This is a genomic window from Rickettsia endosymbiont of Ixodes pacificus (assembly GCF_000965155.1).
Taxonomy (GTDB): Bacteria; Pseudomonadota; Alphaproteobacteria; order Rickettsiales; family Rickettsiaceae; genus Rickettsia; species Rickettsia tamurae.
Genome location: NZ_LAOP01000001.1, coordinates 716,083 through 732,932 on the forward strand (window position 1 = coordinate 716,083; position 16,850 = coordinate 732,932).

The window sequence follows — 16,850 nt, forward strand, 5'->3', positions numbered from 1 at the left end:
CTTTTTTGTAATTATATTATTCACTGTCATACCGTGGCCCCTCCACGGTATCCAGTCTTTTTTAATTTTTTTCTAGATACCGTGGTCAAGCCACGGTATGACAACGAACGCATTTTTCGATTCATGCGGGGACGACATCGCCCCATACAACGACGCCAATTTTTCAAATTAAACGAGTATACATTAAAAATTAAAAAAATACAATTATGGAAGTAGATCTATTACATTTTGAAAAAAAATATCATAACTATATTGTAGCAGGTATAGATGAAGCAGGTAGAGGACCGCTCGCAGGTCCGGTAGTAGTAAGTGCCGTTATAATAGATAACGCCAATATTATAACGGGTATTAAAGATTCTAAAAAGCTTTCTAAAAAGAAAAGAGAATTATTATATGAGCAAATAACTAGTAACTATGTTTGGTCAACCGCTATTATTTCTCATACCGAAATTGATGAAATTAATATATTAGAAGCAACTAAAAAAGCTTGTTCTATTGCTGCGGCAAATCTTACAACTAAGCCGGAGATAGTTTTAGTTGACGGTAATATGCAGTTTAATGATGAAAGATTTGTTAGTATAGTTAACGGTGATAATTTATCGTTATCGATTGCAGCGGCTTCCATTATTGCAAAAGTTACTAGAGATCGTTTGATGCTAGACTTAAGTGCTGAATTTCCACAATATTTATGGCATAAAAATTCCGGCTACGGTACCAAAGAACATATTGAAGCTATTAATACGCACGGCCTATCGCCGTATCATAGAAGGAGTTTTAGGTGTTGTTAATAGGTGTTGTTGCATGGATCGGTTTCACCACTGTCACCCCGTGGACAAGCCACGGTATGACACATTAGGAATAACTCAACTCAAGTGCCGCCTCTTCTAGAGTTTTTAGTTGATCACGAAGTTTTGCGGCTTGTTCAAATTCAAGATTATTTGCAGCTTTAAGCATGTCTTTCTTTAATTTGTCAATATGGGCTTTTAGCTTAGCAGGGTTATCAAATAAAGTATGAGCTTGTTTTTTATCAAGCTTACTATCGATTTTCTCAAGTTCTGCTAAAGCGTGAATAGCACGGTTGATGGTTTTTGGAATTATGCCGTGTTTTTCATTATATTCCTGCTGAATTTGCCTTCTACGCAACGTTTCACTAACGGCTTTATCGATAGATTTAGTCATTTTATCGGCATAAAGTATAACTCTACCCTCGCTATTTCTTGCAGCTCTTCCTATTGTTTGTATTAACGATACTTCCGACCGCAAAAATCCCTCTTTGTCTGCATCAAGTATAGCAACTAAGCCGCATTCAGGGATGTCAAGCCCCTCTCTTAATAGATTAATACCGACTAAAATATCTATAGTACCTTGTCTTAAATCCCGTAAAATCTCGATACGCTCTAGAGTATGAACGTTAGAATGTAAATAAGAAGTTTTATATTTTAGATCCTGCAAATAGGCGGTTAAATCTTCAGCCATTTTTTTTGTTAATGTAGTGACTAAGACACGAAAACCTTTAGAGATAGTGGTTTGAATTTCGCTAATTAAATCCTCAACTTGGTTAGTAGCGGGTTTGATAATACATTCAGGATCAAGCAGTCCCGTAGGTCTGATAATCAGTTCTACTACAGTACCGTCGGTTTCTTCTAACTCAAATGGTCCCGGAGTTGCGGATACAAAAACAGTTTGCGGTCTAAATTTTTCCCATTCTTCAAATTTTAAAGGTCTGTTATCAAGTGCAGACGGCAGACGAAACCCATGCTCTATCAATACTTCTTTCCTTGCTCGATCGCCGTTATACATCGCTCTAATTTGCGGTACGGATACGTGGCTTTCATCAACAAATAATAACGCATCTTCCGGTAAGTACTCGAATAAGGTAGGCGGCGGCTCACCGGCGTTACGCCCTGTGAAAAAGCGAGAGTAGTTTTCAACGCCTTTACAGCTGCCTGTTTCCGTTAACATCTCAAGATCATATTGAGTACGTTGATTTAGCCTTTGCGTTTCAAGTGGTTTATCTTGCGACTTTAAGAACTCTAAGCGTTTTTGTAACTCCTCCTCAATGCCTGATATGGCACTATTTACCGTTTCTTGAGGCATCACGAAATGTGAATTACCAAAGACCATAGCTTTATCGAGCTTAGCAAGTTTTTCGCCTGTTAGGGGATCAAATTCGTGTATATATTCAAGTTCATTACCGAAAAACGATAAACGCCAAGCTTTATCGCTGTAATGTGAGGGAAAAATATCGATATTATCCCCTTTAACTCGAAAACAGCCACGCTCAAACCCAATATCGTTACGCTCATATTGTAGATTTATCAAATCATTTAGTAGCTTATCACGAGGGTAGCTTTGACCTGGTTCTAGATTAACCGTCATTTGATAATACAAATCAGGAGAGCCAAGCCCGTAAATACAAGAAACGGAAGAAACTACTATAACGTCACGACGCTCTAATAACGATCTTGTAGCGGAATGACGCATTAAATCAATCTGCTCGTTAATTGATGAATCCTTTTCTATAAAAGTATCGGTGCGTGCTATATATGCTTCCGGCTGGTAATAATCATAATACGATACAAAATACTCAACGGCATTCTTCGGAAAAATCGACTTCATTTCTGAATAAATTTGGGCAGCTAAAGTTTTATTATGAGCCATAATAAGAGTAGGACGATTAGTTCTCTCTATAATATTCGCCATGGTAAAAGTTTTCCCTGATCCCGTAATACCAAGCAACATTTGTGAGCGTTTTTTACTATTTAACCCTGCTATAATTTCATCTATTGCTTTTGGTTGATCGCCTGCCGGTTTATATTCTGAGATAATAGAAAAATTATTCATGCATTTTTACTTGCTTTAAAAACTATAGTTTAAGATAATATATTAAAATCTAACAAAAAAATATAACATTATGAATAAAGCTATATTACACACAATTATTATTTATACTCTTGCTAGTTGTCCTTATTGTATAAAAGCTAAAGCATTGCTTGATAAGAAAAATGTTGCTTATGAGGAAATTGAAGTAAGTAATTTTACTCAGGAAGAGAAAGAAAAATTTATTAAGAAATCCGGTGGAAAAAAGACCGTCCCGCAGATATTTATAGATAATATGCATGTTGGCGGTTGTGATGCTCTGTTTGATCTTGAAAAAGAGGGAAGGCTAGATAAGTTGTTAGAAAATCAGCCAAAGAAGACTTCACCCGCTGCCGGGGCATAATTAATAAAAATGTCATTGCGAGCGAATGTAGACAATGCCATATGTCATTCCCGCGTAGGCGGGAATCCAGAAAAAATAAATAATAAAAATGTATTATATTATGTTCTGATCGCAATGGTACTTTGTATATTGGTATTACTAATAATATACTACGTCGTGCTTATGAACATAAACAAAAAATAATAAAGGGTTTTACGACAAAATGTAATGTTATAAAGCTTGTTTATACAGAAGAATTTGCTGATATTAAGAAGCTCTTGCTAGAGAAAAAGCTTTAAAGAAATGGAATCGTACTTGGAAAATAAAATTAATAGAAAAACTTAATCCTAATTGGGAAGATTTAGGCAAGTGTATTTCTGGATTCCCGCCTACGGCGGGGATGACATCGAGTTACACCTACAGTTTTCTTGGATAACAAAGCCATACAAATTCACAAAAACTCCAAAAATGTCCAAAAACAACAATCACAAAAATTCATTCTATCTACTTCTGCCGTATTTATGGTCGAAGGATTTTGATATACGCCTGCGTATTGTTACGTCTCTTATTTGTCTAGTTATAGCTAAAGTAATAAATATTTTCGTTCCGATTGTTTATAAATATATAATAGACGGATTAAATAAAAATTTTGCTCTTTCGGTTATTATCGGGATTATTGTTGCATATGGCGGTACTAAAATATTGGTACAAATATTTGGTGAGCTGCGAAATATTATTTTCTCAAAAGTAGGGCATCAAGCGACTCGCTTAGTTGCTCTAAATGTCTTTAAGCACATGCATAATTTAAGTATGCGTTTTCATATTACTAGAAAAACAGGGGGCTTAAGTAGGTCAATAGAGCGTGGTACTAAAGGTATTGAAGCGGTGCTGCGGTATTCATTATTTAATATTTTCCCGACAAGCGTAGAAATTATACTAGTAAGCGGGATGTTATGGTATGTGTATGGTATTTGGTTTGCCGTAACTATTTTAATAACAATGATAGTTTATGTTGGTTATACTTTCCTAATTAGTACTTGGCGTATTTCTTTTGCAAGAGAAATGAACCAAAGCGATAACACCGCCAATAATAGGGCAATCGATAGTTTACTGAATTTTGAAACCGTTAAATATTTCGGTAATGAAGAATATGAGGCGATAAAGTTTAATGAGGCTTTACAAACTTATGAAAAATCAGCCACTAAAACTACTAACAGCCTATCGATTTTAAATATCGGGCAGGATGTTATAATATCCTTAGGGCTTGTTTCTTTGATGATACTTTCGGCAAATGCTATTAATCAGAATAAAATGACCGTCGGCGATTTAATAATGGTTAATACTTATTTGTTTCAGCTATCAATTCCGCTTTCAATACTTGGCTTTGCCTATAGAGAAATTAAAAACGCTCTAGTTAGTATGGAAGATATGTTTAATCTTTTAGATATACCGGCAGAAGTAGAGGATGCCGTGAACGCTAAGGAGCTAATTATCTCAAAAGGCGGGGTTAGTTTCGATAATGTTAGCTTTGCTTATAATCAGGAACGTCCGATTTTGCATAATATAAGCTTTACGATCAAGAGCGGTAAAACACTCGCAGTAGTAGGTAGCAGCGGAGCGGGGAAATCGACGATATCACGCTTGCTGTTTAGGTTTTACGATATTAATAGCGGCAATATTACTATAGATAATCAAGATATACGAGAAGTCACACAACAATCGCTTCGTAAGTCTATCGGAATTGTTCCGCAAGATACGGTACTGTTTAACGATACGATATATTACAACATAGCATATGGTAATAATGCAGCTAGTTACGATGAAGTTATAGCAGCCTCAAAAAATGCTCATATTCATGAGTTTATTAGCACGCTGCCCAAAGGGTATGAAACGCAGGTAGGGGAGAGAGGTTTGAAGCTTTCAGGTGGCGAAAAACAGCGTATTGCAATCGCAAGAACCATATTAAAAAATCCGGCAATATATGTTTTTGATGAAGCAACAAGTTCGCTTGATACTAAAACCGAAAAGCTAATTCAGGCAAGTCTTAAAGAGATCTCGGCACGCCATACTACCCTTATCATTGCCCATAGAATATCAACTATTATCGATGCAGACGAGATTATCGTTTTGGATAACGGCTATATAGTTGAGCGAGGCAACCATAAGAGCTTACTACAACATAAAGGCTATTACGCCGAACTTTGGTATAAACAGCAGGAAGAGAAAAGTAAATAAAATACGGCATTGCAAAATAAAAGTTGATGTCGTCATGAGCTAAGCGACTAAAAACCTTGTTGCGTAGACCGGTAAAATCCACTGTGTCACCCCGTGGCTTGACCACGGGGTCCATAAAAACAATTAAAAATACTAATAATTTTAGTATTTTTAACTGGATCCCGCGATCAAGTCGTGGGATGAACAATAATTAAAAAAATTCTGTAAATCAGAATTTTTAACTGGATTGTTTTGTCAATTGCTATGCAAATTCCTCGTAATGACGAAAAAACCGATCCATGCAGGAATGACATGGATAGCTAAGACATTTTTAAAAAATTAAGTAAAATTTCCTGCAAGAATAGCGGTAACGTTATTCCGGGGTTTCAAAGCCTCTCTCCTAAGCGGTATTATCAGCCGTATAAATGGTATAATCCTCGACTTCATTGCGGTCGGGGAGATAATAGCTATGTACAGAGCTTAAAGCATTGCTTTAAGCTTAAAGGCTATTGTAGCTGTCTTAGGCGGTTCTTTGCACTCCCCGACCACCAGGGGTTTATTTCTCTTCGGTGGTTGAAACTTGAGCAATTTAAGTTTAATCAATCGGGAGCAACTACATGTTCAACAAAAATAATAAATTATTATCTAAAATATTACCGATTTCTAAGAAAAATAAAGATTTAGAAAAACTAAGATCTAAGTTTAAACAAAGGCTAGAAGAACAAGTAACGGTAGATGAGATAAAAAGAATAGAGCAGCGTTCATTATATTTAGAAAGTATAAAATAATAGACAATAGAAGTTTGTTAACCGTCAAATTATAAATACAAGCAATCCTTGAAAGAAATTTATTATGTCTCTATAATTAAATATAATTCATTAAATTAAATTTAAGGCTAAGTAATCGTGACTGATAAATATTCTTCTAATTTAGTACCGGTAAATATCGAAGATGAGATGAAAGTATCTTATCTTGATTATGCTATGAGTGTTATAGTAAGTAGAGCTATACCGGATGTTCGGGATGGCTTAAAGCCGGTGCATCGCCGAATTATCTATTCCATGCATGAAGCCGGTAATCATGCTAGTAAACCTTATAGAAAATCCGCTAGAATAGTTGGTGACGTGATGGGTAAATACCATCCGCACGGTGATAGTGCTATTTACGATTCGTTAGTACGTATGGCACAAGATTTTTCGCTCCGTTTACCGCTTGTCGACGGGCAGGGTAATTTCGGCTCGATGGACGGTGATGCGGCGGCGGCAATGAGATATACCGAATCTCGAATGGCCAAAGTTTCGCATAAGCTCGTAGAGGATATCGATAAAGAGACCGTCAGCTTTAACCCTAATTATGACGGTTCTGAAGAAGAGCCTTCCGTACTTCCTGCAATGTTTCCTAATTTATTGGTTAACGGTAGCGGAGGTATTGCGGTCGGTATGGCAACTAATATCCCGCCTCATAATCTTGGTGAAGTTATCGATGCGTGCTGTTTATATATAGATAATAACGATATAGAAATTTTAGATTTGCTAGAAGTTGTTAAAGGACCGGATTTTCCTACGGGTTCAATGATTTTAGGCATTACCGGTATTAGATCGGCATACCTTACCGGTAGAGGCAGTATCATTATGCGAGGTCGGGCGGAGATTGAGAATATCGGTAATAGCCGTCAAGCAATTATTATTACCGAAATACCGTATATGGTAAATAAAGCAAGGCTCGTTGAGAAAATTGCTGAAATGGTTAAAGAGAAACGTATTGAGGGTATAAGCGATTTACGTGACGAATCGAATAAAAACGGTGTAAGGATTTTTATTGAGTTAAAAAAAGACGTAGTTGCTGAAGTAGTCTTAAATCAAATATACGCATGTACGCAGCTACAAACTAGCTTCGGTGTTATTATGCTTGCTCTTAAAGACGGGCTACCGAAAGTGATGAATTTGAAAGAAGTAATCGCAGCTTTCGTTAGTTTTAGGGAAGTGGTAATTACTAACCGTACTATATATTTGCTAAATAAAGCAAGAGATAGAGCACATATTTTACTAGGACTAACTATTGCCGTTAGTAATATCGATGAAATAATACGTATTATTAAAGCTTCAAATGACCCGAATGCAGCTAAACAAGAATTAATGGCTCGCCAGTGGGAAGCATTAAATATACTACCTATTGTAAAGCTGGTTGATGATAAAGCAATGTTAAACGAGCAGGGCAAATGTAGCTTTACCGAAGTGCAAGCTAAGGCAATCTTAGAAATGAGATTGCAACGCCTGACCGCTATGGAGAAAAACAAGTTTGAAGAGGATTTAAAGAACCTCGCTACGGAAATCACCGAATATCTTAATATACTCGGCTCTCGTACAAGGTTACTTGAGATTTTAAAGGAAGAGCTAATTAAAGTTAAAGAAGAATTTGCGACTCCTCGTCTTACTTCAATTGAATTTGGCGAATTTGATCAAGATATAGAAGATTTAATTCAGCGTGAAGAAATGGTTGTAACCGTAACGCTTGGCGGGTATATCAAGCGTGTACCTCTAAGTAGCTATCGTTCACAAAAACGTGGTGGTAAAGGAAGATCAGGGCTTTCAATGCGTGATGAAGATATTACCACGCAAGTTTTTGTCGGTAGTACTCATACGCCAATGTTGTTCTTCTCAAATATCGGTCAGGTTTATAGTTTAAAACTGTATAAATTACCTTTAAGTAATCCGCAAGGTAAAGGAAGACCGATGGTTAATATATTACCGTTGAAAGAAAATGAGCATATTACAAATATCATGCCGCTACCGGAAAATCAGGATGAGTGGGATAATTTAAACATTATGTTCGCAACTGCCAAGGGGAATATCAGAAGAAGCGATTTATTAGATTTCAAAAAGATTCAGTCGAACGGTAAAATTGCTATTAGGCTTGATGAGGACGATAAATTAATAGACGTAAAACCATGTAAAGAAGACGAGCATATTTTACTTGCTACCAAAGTCGGTAAAGCTTTAAGATTCCCTGTTGAATCATTGCGTGTTATTAAGAGCCGTACTTCTGACGGTGTACGAGGTATGAAGCTTGCTAGAGAGGATTCCGTAATTTCTATGACTGTGCTTAAAGGCATTAGCAGTACAAAAGAGGATAGAGATGCTTATTTAACAGTGCCATGGGAAAAAAGGCTTGAGATTGCTAAAGGTGAGGCGTTTAACCCCGAAGAGTTAGGCGTAGCTTTGACTGCAGATTCTATTTTAGAAATGGCAAATTTCGAAGAATTCATTTTAACCGTAACTGAGAACGGTTTTGGTAAGAAAAGCTCAGCTTATGGCTATAGAATTACTGACCGTGGCGGTAGCGGCATAATCAATATGGATATTAACGACAAAACCGGTTTAGTTGTCGGTGTTATGCCGGTTAAAATGGATGATGAGTTAATGCTGATTACCAATAGCGGTAAGTTAATTCGCTGTAAACTTGAGTCAGTACGTATTACGGGACGTAACACTAGCGGCGTAATCCTGTTTAAGCTAGATGAGGGGGAAAAAGTCGTATCTGTTTCTCTCATTGCTGAAAGTACCGAGGGTGAAGAGGATAGTGCAGTGGAAGAAGAAGGTTTAGAGCAATCTGAAGAGGTGTAAGGGCTGAGGCGTTGTTATTCCCGCATAGCTCTTAAAAAGCTCTCGATGTTATTCTTGCGGAAGCATTTTGTGTAGATACCTAAGTCGTCATTGCGAGGAGGTATTGTTGCGTGGACCGGTAAAACCCACTGTGTCACCCCGTGGCTTGACCACGGGGGCCATAAAAACCATAAAAAATACTAATAAGTTTAGTATTTTTAACTGGATCCCGTGGTCAAGCCACGGGATGACAGAGGTGAAATTGATCCACGCAACAATACCTTGCGAGCAGCCATAGGCTGCATAGCAATCTCATGAAATAATAACAAACTTCTGAGATTGCGGACGTACAAATTACTTTGTAATTTTCCTTGCAATGACGTTAATTTATTAATTAATCTACTTTTAGTTAGCAATACCCCCCAAAGAACTTCTAGAAAAGTATTGCAACACTAATTTTTCTCTCTATAAATAATAACTGTATGTTGAATGAATATGCAAATATTAACTTTCCAGTCTTTTTTTACTACTACAACCAGTCCAAGCCGGTAACAATATCTCTATATCTTTCTTTTAATTATATCCATCTATTTAAATTAACTAATTATTATTAGGTAAGTTTTATGTTTCGTAAAATGCCACTTATTTTAATGGCTATTATCATAGCTATCATATTGTTAAACCCACTAATGAGTTTAGAAGTAAAAAGGTTATTGTATTCAATAAGTCTATCTATTAAATCTATAATTGGATTATTTCTTCCTTTAATTATTTTTGGCTTACTTTTTAAATCTGTTGTAATGCTAGCCAAAGATGCAACACGTATAGTTTTCTTAATATTATTACTAGTATGTGGGTCTAATTTTTGTTCTACCTTCATAAGTCATTATGTAGGTATATACATATATCAATTCGATTTATCAATGATCTCTCCTATAGAAAGTGATAGCTTAAAGCCTTTATGGTTACTTAATTTTCCTAATATTATTTCTAATGATAAAATCGTATTTAGTAGTATTATCTTAGGCTTTATTTCCTCAAAATTTTGTGCTGAAGTTGCAATTGGATTGGCTTTCAAGATAGAAGTATTTGTTGCAAAAATATTGCGATTGTTTATCTATGTAATCCCCTTATTTATAATGGGCTTTATCGTAAAACTACAGTTTGATGAAGTATTAGGTATAATTATTAAAGATTATATGTTTATTTTTGTGACAATCGCATTTGCTCAGTTTGGCTATATCTTTCTTGCTTATTTTATTTTAAGTAACTGTCGAGTTAAGGAATTCATAGCTAGCCTTAGTAATATGATGCCAGCGTCTATAAGTGGATTTAGTGCAATGTCTAGTGTTGTAAGTATGCCACTTAGTATAATAGGAGCGGAAAATAATACAAATAATAAAGCACTTGCTCGTACCGTTGTACCAATAACAGTAAATATTCATCTTGTTGGCGATTGTTTCGCCATACCGATTTTGGCTTATGCCATACTAAAGAGTTATGGATTAGCTGAACCTACTTTATTTAATTATCTTATTTTTACTTTTTATTTTGTATTGGCAAAATTTTCAGTAGCAGCCATACCAGGTGGCGGAATTATTGTAATGCTCCCTATACTTGAACAATATCTAGGTTTTAATACTAATATGATGTCGCTGATTACAGCTCTTTATATCTTGTTTGATCCTGTGATCACTTGTGCTAATGTTTTAGGAAATGGTGCTTTTGTTAAACTGATAGATAATATATTAGTGTAACTCAGAAAGCTTAATTTAAGCAAATTTGCATGGATTAAGTCATGTCCCACCGTGAGCATTAATAAATATTTCAGCAATAGGATGAGGTTTCTTAAAATACTCTAGGTTCTTGCATGCGGGAAATTAAATTATTTGTATTTTTAGATATTTTTGAGCAAAAATTAATAAGAACGCAAGAACCTAATATCTCTCTTTCTTTTATAAGTAATTGTTGAATTATCTATGATTTAAAAGAGAAAAAGTATATAATCTTTGTGTGGAAAGTTATATATTGGTAATAAATTATGATGTGGTTATTAATTGCGATTGGTTTAACCGTTGCGGTTCTTATTATAGGGGTAGTGTCGATGGGCTATCGGAGGAAAGTTTAATAAGAAATTTAGTTCAAAGCTAATGACTTTAAGAGTTTTTTTTCAGGCAGTCGCCATATTTTTATTGATTATAATATATTTTTATAAAGTTAATTTATAAATGCCTGAAAATAACTCAAAAAGCTACTTAATCGATTTCTCTCATTTCTTCACGTAATTCTTCCCATTTGTCTAAAATTTCTTCTAATGTAACTTCTTCGACTTTTTTCTCTTCATCTTCAAAGTCCTTTAAATCTCTAATCAGTTTCTCTAGCTTTAATAATGAAATTTTTTTTCATTATACTGATCGCTACAATGTTCTTCGAGTTGTTCGGTAATTTCTTCAATATCACCCCAATACATTACTATTCCTCTTTAATTTTATGCAAGCCTTATTTTTATTAACATGTTATCTGATATTTGTTATTATTTTTTACTAAATATTATTAATTCGACAAATTATTGCAAATAGGTGAGTTTATTATGCAACTATTGCCGGAATTAGGCAGGTTTGCTTTCTTTACATTTTGGTGATTTTATGGTATTTATGGTATATTAAAATAAAATATTAAGATTTAATTATGTCAATATTACCGATAGTAACGGCACCTGATGAAAGATTAAAGCAGAAATCTCAGCCGGTTTTAGAGTTTACCGATCAAACACGAAAATTTATGGATGATATGCTTAAAACTATGTACCATGAAGACGGTGCAGGGCTTGCAGCAGTACAAGTAGGGGTATTGAAACGTATTTTAGTAATTGATATAAAAGATCATGATTCGGTAGAAAGACCAAAAGATTTGTATCCGCTTTTTATAGTGAATCCTGAAATAATAGAAAAATCAGAAGAGCTAGTTACGGCTAACGAAGGTTGTATCTCATTACCGGAGCAACGTATTGAGGTGGCAAGACCGGAATCTATAAAGATTAGGTATTTAGACTATCATAATAAGCAACAAGAGCTTGAGGCAAATGATTGGCTTGCAAGAGTTATCCAGCATGAGTATGATCATTTAGAAGGTAAGCTTATGATTGATTATTTAAGTAATTTGAAACGAGATGTAGTACTTCGTAAGCTTAAGAAACTCAAAAATAATATAGTGTGAAAGTAATCTTTATGGGAACGCCTGAATTCGCCGTTCCCGCTCTTAAAAAACTTATAACTCATCATGAAGTTAGAGCTGTTTTTACCCAGCAACCTAAAGCTAAGGGCAGAGGACTTAACTTAGCTAAATCTCCCATACATCAATTAGCATTTGAGCATCAAATTCCTGTTTATACTCCTTCTACTCTTCGTAATGATGAAATAATAAATCGAATTAATAAAGTTAATGCTGATATTATAGTTGTTATTGCATATGGTTTTATTGTGCCGAAAGCTATATTAGAAGCTAAAAAATACGGCTGTCTTAATATCCATCCATCCGATTTGCCTCGCCACAGAGGAGCGGCTCCTCTGCAGCGTACTATTATAGAGGGCGACCGGAAAAGTAGCGTATGTATTATGCGTATGGATGCAGGGCTTGATACAGGTGATATATTGATGAAAGAAGATTTTAATTTAGAAGAAAGAACAACATTGGAAGAATTGTATGATAAATGTGCAAATCTTGGAGCGGAGTTATTAATTAAAACACTTGCAAATATCGATAATATAGTACCGATAAAACAGTCAAGCGACGGTATTACGTATGCTCATAAACTAACAAAGGAAGAAGGAAAGATTAATTGGCATGAATCCGCATATAAAATAGATTGTAAAATAAGGGGGATGAATCCTTGGCCCGGAGCATATTTTAGTTATAATGATAAAATAATTAAAATCCTTGAAGCAGAATATTTAAATACGGATCATCACTTTACTTCCGGTACCGTTATTAGCGATAAGCTGGAAATAGCTTGTGGAAGCGGTATATTACGAGTAAAAAAACTTCAGCAAGAGAGTAAAAAAGCTTTGAATATAGAAGAATTTTTACGTGGTACAAATATTTTAAAAGATACAGTATTAAAATAAGAGTATTATTATGGGTAAAGATAAAAAAGAAGTTAGGTTTAATGATAATTTAGACGTTAAGGAGTTTACCTCAAAGCTTGAAAAGAATAGTGATATTTATTCTGTAAAAAGAAAAGTAATTAATATAGTAGATGATGAAGTAGAGGATCAAACTAAGCTACTTACGGAAACTCAATTTCTTGTGAAAAACTCCACACGGTAAAACATCTCAATATGAAATTAGCGGCTTTATTAACAAAGCCGGCGAACATATAAACGATCCAAAACAAATAAAAGAAATTTCAAAATTATATGCTCATGCCGAATTTGCTGATTTACAGAAAAATGTTTTAGGTAAATTTGATAAGAACGGTAATTTAAGTATAACTAAAGATTTTGAAATTGATGAAAATCTAGTCTTTAGAAAAGACGGTAAATTATTGTTTGTTAAAACTCAAAGCGGTTTGATAAACAGAGAAGGAGAAATGAAAGCAGTAAATCATGTTTTATAAAAAGGCAGGTTCTTTTTTGAAGATTTAGGCGGTAAGGTAGATACAAAATTAGGGACCACAAGTCTAAACAAAAAGCCGGCAAAGCCTACTTTAAAAAGAGGTTAAAATAACTTTAAGCTCCTTCATGAAAAATAAAATTAAAATTATTTGAAATTAGTGTTTGACAAGCTTTAGAAATATAGATATAAAATCTTCACACAAAGTTTGAAACGTAAAACTTTGGAGCTGTTTAAAAAGTTGATAAAGCTAAAAACTAAATACACCGCGATAATAAAAATTTATATCGTGAGTAGATACTGAAAATAATTGTGAAATTAATTCTGTATGCATCGTGTAATTTCAAGTTAAAAGCGTAAGTAAATATAATAAGAGCATTTGGTGGATGCCTTGGCATTAGAAGGCGATGAAGGACGTAATACGCTGCGATAAGCTTCGGGGAGTTGCGAATAAACTTTGATCCGAAGATTTCCGAATGGGGGAAACCCACCTAATTTATTAGGTATTGTATAGTGAATACATAGCTATATGAGGCAAACCCAGCGAACTGAAATATCTAAGTAGCTGGAGGAAAGGACATCAACCGAGACTCCGTTAGTAGTGACGAGCGAACGCGGACCAGGCCAGTGGCTTCAAAAAAATAACTAAAACAACATGGAAAGGTTGACCATAGAGGGTGATAGTCCCGTATAGGTAAAAAGTTTGAAGTCCTTGAGTAAGGCGGGACACGTGAAATCCTGTTTGAACATAGGGGGACCACCCTCTAAGCCTAAGTACTCTCTAGTGACCGATAGTGAACAAGTACCGTGAGGGAAAGGTGAAAAGTACCCCGACAAGGGGAGTGAAATAGTATCTGAAACCAAATGCTTACAAGCAGTCGGAGCAAGCGTATTTATATGTCTTGTGACGGCGTACCTTTTGTATAATGGGTCAGCGACTTAGTTTATCTAGCAAGCTTAAGCCGTTAGGTGTAGGCGTAGCGAAAGCGAGTCTGAATAGGGCGTTTAGTTAGATGAATTAGACCCGAAACCGGGTGATCTAGCCATGGCCAGGTTGAAAGCGGAGTAAAATCCGCTGAAGGACCGAACCCACTACTGTTGAAAAAGTAGGGGATGAGCTGTGGTTAGGGGTGAAAGGCCAATCAAACTCGGATATAGCTGGTTCTCCGCGAAATCTATTTAGGTAGAGCGTTATAGCGATTACCGTTGAAGGTAGAGCACTGAATGAGCTAGGGGGTCCCACAGACTTACCAAACTCAATCAAACTCCGAATGTCGACGAGTACAGCATAGCAGACAGACTATGGGTGCTAAGGTCCATAGTCGAGAGGGAAAAAGCCCAGACCGCCATCTAAGGTCCCTAAATCATGACTAAGTGTTAAAGGATGTGAGAAGACCAAAACAACTAGGATGTTGGCTTAGAAGCAGCCATCATTTAAAGAAAGCGTAATAGCTCACTAGTCTAAATAAGTTTTCTTGCGCCAACAATGTAACGGGGCTCAAGTCATGTACCGAAGATGCGGATTTATGCATTTGGCATAAATGGTAGCGGAGCGTTCCGTAAGCCTGCGAAGGTGAACTGTAAGGTTTGCTGGAGGTATCGGAAGTGAGAATGCTGACATAAGTAGCGATAAAGAATGTGAGAAACATTCTCGCCGAAAGTCCAAGGGTTCTTGCGTAAAGTTAATCTGCGCAAGGTTAGTCGGCCCCTAAGATGAGGCTGAAAGGCGTAATCGATGGGAATCAGGTTAATATTCCTGAACCTGAAGGATGTGACGAAAATAGTAAATTGTACAGTCTTATTGGATTGATTGTGCAGTGAATATTTCCCAGGAAATAACACCTTCATTATAGACCGTACCCAAAACCGACACAGGTGGACAGGTAGAGTATACCAAGGCGCTTGAGAGAACGATGCTGAAGGAACTAGGCAAATTACATCTGTAACTTCGGAAGAAAGATGACCTGTATATGGGCAACCATGTGCAGGTGGCACAAGCTAGGGGGTAGCGACTGTTTATTAAAAACACAGGGCTCTGCAAAGTCAATAGACGACGTATAGGGTCTGACGCCTGCCCAGTGCTGGAAGATTAAAAGGAGGGGTGCGAAGCTCTGAATTGAAGTCCCAGTGAACGGCGGCCGTAACTATGACGGTCCTAAGGTAGCGAAATTCCTTGTCGGGTAAGTTCCGACCCGCACGAATGGCGTAACGATTTCCCCACTGTCTCCAGTATCGACTCAGCGAAATTGAATTCTCCGTGAAGATGCGGAGTTCCCGCGGTCAGACGGAAAGACCCCGTGAACCTTTACTATAGCTTTGCACTGGTGTTAGAAATCAGATGTGCAGGATAGGTGGGAGACTACGAAGCGAAGGTGTCAGCCTTTGTGGAGTCATCGTTGAGATACCACCCTTTTGGTTCTTGACATCTAACCGAGATCCTTGAATCAGGATCCGAGACAATGCATGGTGGGTAGTTTGACTGGGGCGGTCGCCTCCCAAAGAGTAACGGAGGCGCGCGATGGTTAGCTCAGGTTGGTCGGAAATCAACTTTTAGAGTGCAATGGCATAAGCTAGCCTGACTGCGAGTCTGACAAGACGAGCAGAGACGAAAGTCGGTCATAGTGATCCGGTGGTCCCGAGTGGAAGGGCCATCGCTCAACGAATAAAAGGTACTCCGGGGATAACAGGCTGATGATTTCCAAGCGTCCATAGCGACGAAATCGTTTGGCACCTCGATGTCGGCTCATCACATCCTGGGGCTGGAGAAGGTCCCAAGGGTTCGGCTGTTCGCCGATTAAAGTGGTACGTGAGCTGGGTTTAGAACGTCGTGAGACAGTTCGGTCCCTATCTGCCGTGGGTGTAGGAAGTTTGAGAGGATCTGCCTTTAGTACGAGAGGACCGAGGTGGACGTACCCCTGGTGGACCAGTTGTCATGCCAATGGCACAGCTGGGTAGCTAAGTACGGAAGGGATAACCGCTGAATGCATCTAAGCAGGAAACCCACCTCAAAACTAGACTTCCCCATTAGAGCCGTGGAAGACCACCACGTTGATAGGTCGGGTGTGGAAGCACAGTAATGTGTGTAGCTAACCGATACTAATAGCTCGATTGATTTACTTTGCTGTGAGATTACATATGCATATAGTGTTAATTCTATAAAAATGTAGTATCAACTCACAAAGTTATCAGGTTAAATTAGCTTTATCAATGAATAAAAATGT

At 36.8% G+C, this 16,850-nt stretch carries 13 protein-coding genes, 1 rRNA gene and 4 pseudogenes; 16 read left to right on the plus strand and 2 right to left on the minus strand.

Features of this window, described 5'->3' with window-relative positions; translation table 11 throughout:
• The first annotated feature begins 206 nt into the window (after window positions 1–206).
• On the plus strand, window positions 207–788 hold the full coding sequence (locus REIP_RS03860) for a ribonuclease HII (protein WP_045803873.1): 582 nt from the start codon (window positions 207–209) through the stop codon (window positions 786–788).
• Window positions 789–852: 64 nt separating this feature from the next.
• Here REIP_RS03860 and uvrB read toward each other — a convergent pair whose 3' ends face one another.
• On the minus strand, window positions 853–2,844 hold the full coding sequence (gene uvrB / locus REIP_RS03865) for an excinuclease ABC subunit UvrB (RefSeq protein ID WP_045803874.1): 1,992 nt from the start codon (window positions 2,842–2,844) through the stop codon (window positions 853–855).
• A 70-nt stretch (window positions 2,845–2,914) separates the two neighbouring features.
• Between uvrB and grxC the strand changes: the two genes are divergently transcribed.
• The 10 genes and pseudogenes from grxC (at window position 2,915) to REIP_RS09405 (ending at window position 11,246) form a co-directional block, all read left to right on the plus strand.
• Window positions 2,915–3,223: a glutaredoxin 3 gene (gene grxC, locus REIP_RS03870; protein ID WP_032139417.1), complete on the plus strand. Its 309-nt coding sequence runs from the start codon at window positions 2,915–2,917 to the stop codon at window positions 3,221–3,223.
• A 92-nt stretch (window positions 3,224–3,315) separates the two neighbouring features.
• Window positions 3,316–3,638 (plus strand): annotated as a pseudogene (locus tag REIP_RS09395) (GIY-YIG nuclease family protein).
• Between the two features lie 32 nt (window positions 3,639–3,670).
• Window positions 3,671–5,437: an ABCB family ABC transporter ATP-binding protein/permease gene (locus tag REIP_RS03880; RefSeq protein WP_045803876.1), complete on the plus strand. Its 1,767-nt coding sequence runs from the start codon at window positions 3,671–3,673 to the stop codon at window positions 5,435–5,437.
• A gap of 59 nt (window positions 5,438–5,496) precedes the next feature.
• On the plus strand, window positions 5,497–5,631 hold the full coding sequence (locus REIP_RS10890; RefSeq protein WP_156147416.1) for a proline/betaine transporter: 135 nt from the start codon (window positions 5,497–5,499) through the stop codon (window positions 5,629–5,631).
• Between the two features lie 402 nt (window positions 5,632–6,033).
• A complete protein-coding gene (locus tag REIP_RS11640) occupies window positions 6,034–6,204 on the plus strand; it encodes a hypothetical protein (protein WP_173400488.1) in 171 nt (56 codons plus the stop codon).
• 117 nt (window positions 6,205–6,321) lie between these two features.
• Window positions 6,322–9,039 (plus strand): DNA topoisomerase (ATP-hydrolyzing) subunit A, encoded by a 2,718-nt coding sequence (gene gyrA, locus REIP_RS03885; protein ID WP_045803877.1) that lies wholly within the window; start codon window positions 6,322–6,324, stop codon window positions 9,037–9,039.
• A 106-nt stretch (window positions 9,040–9,145) separates the two neighbouring features.
• The gene (locus REIP_RS10895) at window positions 9,146–9,316 is read left to right on the plus strand and encodes a proline/betaine transporter (protein ID WP_156147417.1); all 171 of its coding nucleotides are present in this window, start codon (window positions 9,146–9,148) and stop codon (window positions 9,314–9,316) included.
• Between the two features lie 325 nt (window positions 9,317–9,641).
• Window positions 9,642–10,775: a cation:dicarboxylate symporter family transporter gene (locus tag REIP_RS09400; protein ID WP_045803878.1), complete on the plus strand. Its 1,134-nt coding sequence runs from the start codon at window positions 9,642–9,644 to the stop codon at window positions 10,773–10,775.
• Window positions 10,776–10,888: 113 nt separating this feature from the next.
• Window positions 10,889–10,990 carry a hypothetical protein gene (locus REIP_RS12390; protein WP_045803879.1) on the plus strand — a complete coding sequence of 34 codons (102 nt, stop codon included), beginning with the start codon at window positions 10,889–10,891 and terminating at the stop codon, window positions 10,988–10,990.
• Between the two features lie 69 nt (window positions 10,991–11,059).
• Window positions 11,060–11,246 (plus strand): annotated as a pseudogene (locus REIP_RS09405) (twin transmembrane helix small protein).
• Between the two features lie 27 nt (window positions 11,247–11,273).
• Here REIP_RS09405 and REIP_RS13405 read toward each other — a convergent pair.
• Window positions 11,274–11,488 (minus strand): annotated as a pseudogene (locus REIP_RS13405) (Fe-S cluster assembly protein IscX).
• 218 nt (window positions 11,489–11,706) lie between these two features.
• On the opposite strand from REIP_RS13405, the gene def reads away from it, so the two are divergent.
• The 5 genes and pseudogenes from def (at window position 11,707) to REIP_RS03915 (ending at window position 16,750) form a co-directional block, all read left to right on the plus strand.
• Window positions 11,707–12,234 carry a peptide deformylase gene (def, locus tag REIP_RS03900; RefSeq protein WP_023507122.1) on the plus strand — a complete coding sequence of 176 codons (528 nt, stop codon included), beginning with the start codon at window positions 11,707–11,709 and terminating at the stop codon, window positions 12,232–12,234.
• A complete protein-coding gene (fmt, locus tag REIP_RS03905) occupies window positions 12,231–13,142 on the plus strand; it encodes a methionyl-tRNA formyltransferase (RefSeq protein WP_045803880.1) in 912 nt (303 codons plus the stop codon). The genes def and fmt overlap by 4 nt, the downstream gene beginning before the upstream one ends.
• Window positions 13,143–13,152: 10 nt before the next feature.
• Complete coding sequence (locus REIP_RS03910) at window positions 13,153–13,344, plus strand: hypothetical protein (protein WP_045803881.1); 192 nt, start codon at window positions 13,153–13,155, stop codon at window positions 13,342–13,344.
• Window positions 13,345–13,360: 16 nt separating this feature from the next.
• Window positions 13,361–13,738: pseudogene (locus REIP_RS09415) on the plus strand (hypothetical protein).
• 249 nt (window positions 13,739–13,987) lie between these two features.
• Window positions 13,988–16,750, plus strand: a 23S ribosomal RNA gene (locus tag REIP_RS03915).
• The last annotated feature ends 100 nt before the right edge of the window (window positions 16,751–16,850 follow it).